At 41.8% G+C, this 2,711-nt stretch carries 1 protein-coding gene; it reads right to left on the bottom strand.

All coding sequences use genetic code 11. The annotated features are described in order from the left end of the window. Positions 1–103 precede the first annotated feature (103 nt). Positions 104–1,975, bottom strand: coding sequence for a group II intron reverse transcriptase/maturase (ltrA, locus tag AC0LWT_RS38900; protein WP_474687344.1), 1,872 nt, complete (start codon positions 1,973–1,975; stop codon positions 104–106). Positions 1,976–2,711: the final 736 nt, after the last annotated feature.

Raw genomic sequence — 2,711 nt, 5'->3', positions numbered from 1 at the left:
GATGACAATAGGTAAGGCTCACCCTCGGCATATTCCGTTAGGGTTGCCTTTTCCCTTGTCTCACACCGTACGTGCCACTTTCGCGGCATACGGCGTTCCATCTTTACGTAACGATACTTATTATCAGCTTTTCTCTAAAATCTGTGATCTTTCTCCAAACCTTAGTACCTAGATGGGAGTAGTCTTCGGTACTGTGAATAAGTGGGTGCAAATCTTTGTGTATGATCGCAAGGTTTCTCACTTTATTAACTTGGTCTATTGGTAAGTTAGGGCTGATATGGTGAATGTGAACTTCGTGAGGAAAGAGTTTTTGTCTACTGATTCTGCACTTTCCTTTATCTCTGTTATAAGCATAGGCACGATTCATATAGTATTCAAAGTTGTATATGCCAGCTGTCAGGCCTTTTGCAATTAGTCCCGAGAGATGTATGCTTAGTAATTCGTCAGCCCTTACCATTAGTGGCTTCTTGCCTGTTATTTCGGCGTTTAGTTGTCTTCCTTCTGGAGTGTATGGCGTTTCTTCTTGTTTTTTCAGACGTGTCTTTTCCCATTTACAGAAGGATAAATTAGTTATCCCAATTGTGCTTCCTTGGTATATCATAGCTGGGATCTTCGTTGTATACTGCGAATGGATAGATGTTAAGTTATTTACTTGATTTGCCGGCAACCATTTTACTCCATATTTTTTCAGACTTGCGTAGCAGACCCAGTTTAATTTAAATGCGAACCTTGCGAGCTCAAAGTTTACCCATGTTGCTGATTTGTAGTAATTAATTATCCCACGAATAGTGCTATTGATAAGGTTGATGTGATGGATTAATTGTTCCATCGTTGGTTGTCTTTTCAAATCTTTTACCTTTTTCAAAAGCGTTTTGACCTTGGAATTAATCTTTTCGGTGTTTGGTTTTGTTCGTGAGATAAATCCCCTTTTTGAATTTCCTTTGACAACTTTGTATTCGAATCCCAGAAATTTTACTTTATGTCGGGTTATATGGGTTATGGTTGTTTTCTCATCGGACAGTGAGAGTTTTAATTCGTTTTTCAAGAATTGGGTAATACGTTCTTTCCATTTCAGGGCTTCGTCCTTAGATTGCGTTACAAGAACCCAATCATCGGCATACCGAATGAGGTAAGCTGGACGAATTTTCGTTCGTCTAAGTGAAGCCAGTTTGTTGTTTTGTTTCGCGTGTTTGTATTTTGTCGGCTTATCCACCCACTGGTATGTAACCCACTGGTCAAAAATATCTAGGTATACATTGGCTAGAAGAGGGGACAGGATACCGCCTTGCGGCGTTCCTAAATCGGTTACAGAAGTTTCTTTCATGATGCCTGTTTCCAGCATTACTTTGATGATTTGAAGTAATCTTCTGTCCCTGATACCCATTTCCCATAGGCGGTGTAGCAATCGTCTATGATTTACCGTATCAAAGAATTTACTTATATCTCCCTCAACAATCCAATGATACCCAGTCTTATGCACAACATCTGTTAGTCTTTCAAGGGCCTGATGAGCATTTCGCATGGGTCTAAATCCGTAGGAGTGTTCGAAGAATTGCGCTTCCATGATTGGTTCGATCACCAATCGAATGCATTCTTGAAGAATTCTATCCATTATGGTAGGTATCCCCAATGGGCGCAATTCCTTCTTTCCAGCCTTTGGTATCCATACCCTGCGGATTGGATTTGGTTTATAATGACTTGTGTATTTGCGAATATCTTCGATTGTTTGAGAGTAGCTTTGTTGAAGATATTTCATGATGACTTCCTCATCCGTTCCTGCGGTTTTACTGCCCTTGTTAGATTTGATGTTGTGAATTGCTGTAATGATAGTGGCTTCCGATGTGATGATTTCCATTAACCCTTTAAACGCTGGTCTGGTTCGTGATTCTTTTGCTCTCTTGGAGAGGGCAAACATGTTGTCTTGGATAGTTCGGAGTTGTTGTTCAGATTTCGGATAGTCAAATTGTTGAGCCAACGTCACCACCTCCTTATGGGTGCGGCTTTGCTGGGTTTAGTCAGGTGCGCTTCAGCTTCCTTGACAGTTGACATTTCATATCGTGTACGTAAAGACTATGCCCCTTCGCCATGTAACAGGCTTTCCCTGTCTCAAACTACTACGGGCTGCTGTCCTACGGATTCAACAGTCATTTCTTACTGTTTAGAGGCTTTCGAAATACCATTCGTTTCCATCCTCTTCCGTAGTTCCGTTGTTCCTCATATCTTAGCTTTACATGTGTGTCCTTAGCTGCCTTCTCTAGCCCGTCCATCATTCTTTTATCCATGATTGGTGGATTCAGAACTCCATTCCTTTATGGGAATGGGGTAGACATTATACTACCCAGTATTTTGTCCACGATGGACTCCCTTACAGGAGCAACAACCTTCTGCTTCGGTTATTTCTGGTTTTCGAGCTGTACATTCGAAGGTTTGTCAGGCATTGAGCCATTCTCAGCATAGCCACTTTGTAGCCCTCCGACTACTTCGTTCCATCACAGGAATGGTTTTCGCCGTCTTTACCGAGCTTCATACAAAGAGAATGGTATTCCTTTTTGCATGTCGGAGTCTCAAGGAACGTTAGCCAATCTTCTAACGTGATGGGGATTTCCCCCATCCATTCAGATATGAAGTTAGGTCTCTTTAGAAACCCCCTAGTTTTGTTGTTCATTTCTGAGCAGGTTGTCTAGGAACAACGCGCACGGGTAGTACCAGCG

It is taken from the genome of Paenibacillus sp. sgz302164 (assembly GCF_056120505.1).
This window is presented reverse-complemented; position numbering and strand designations above follow the sequence as displayed.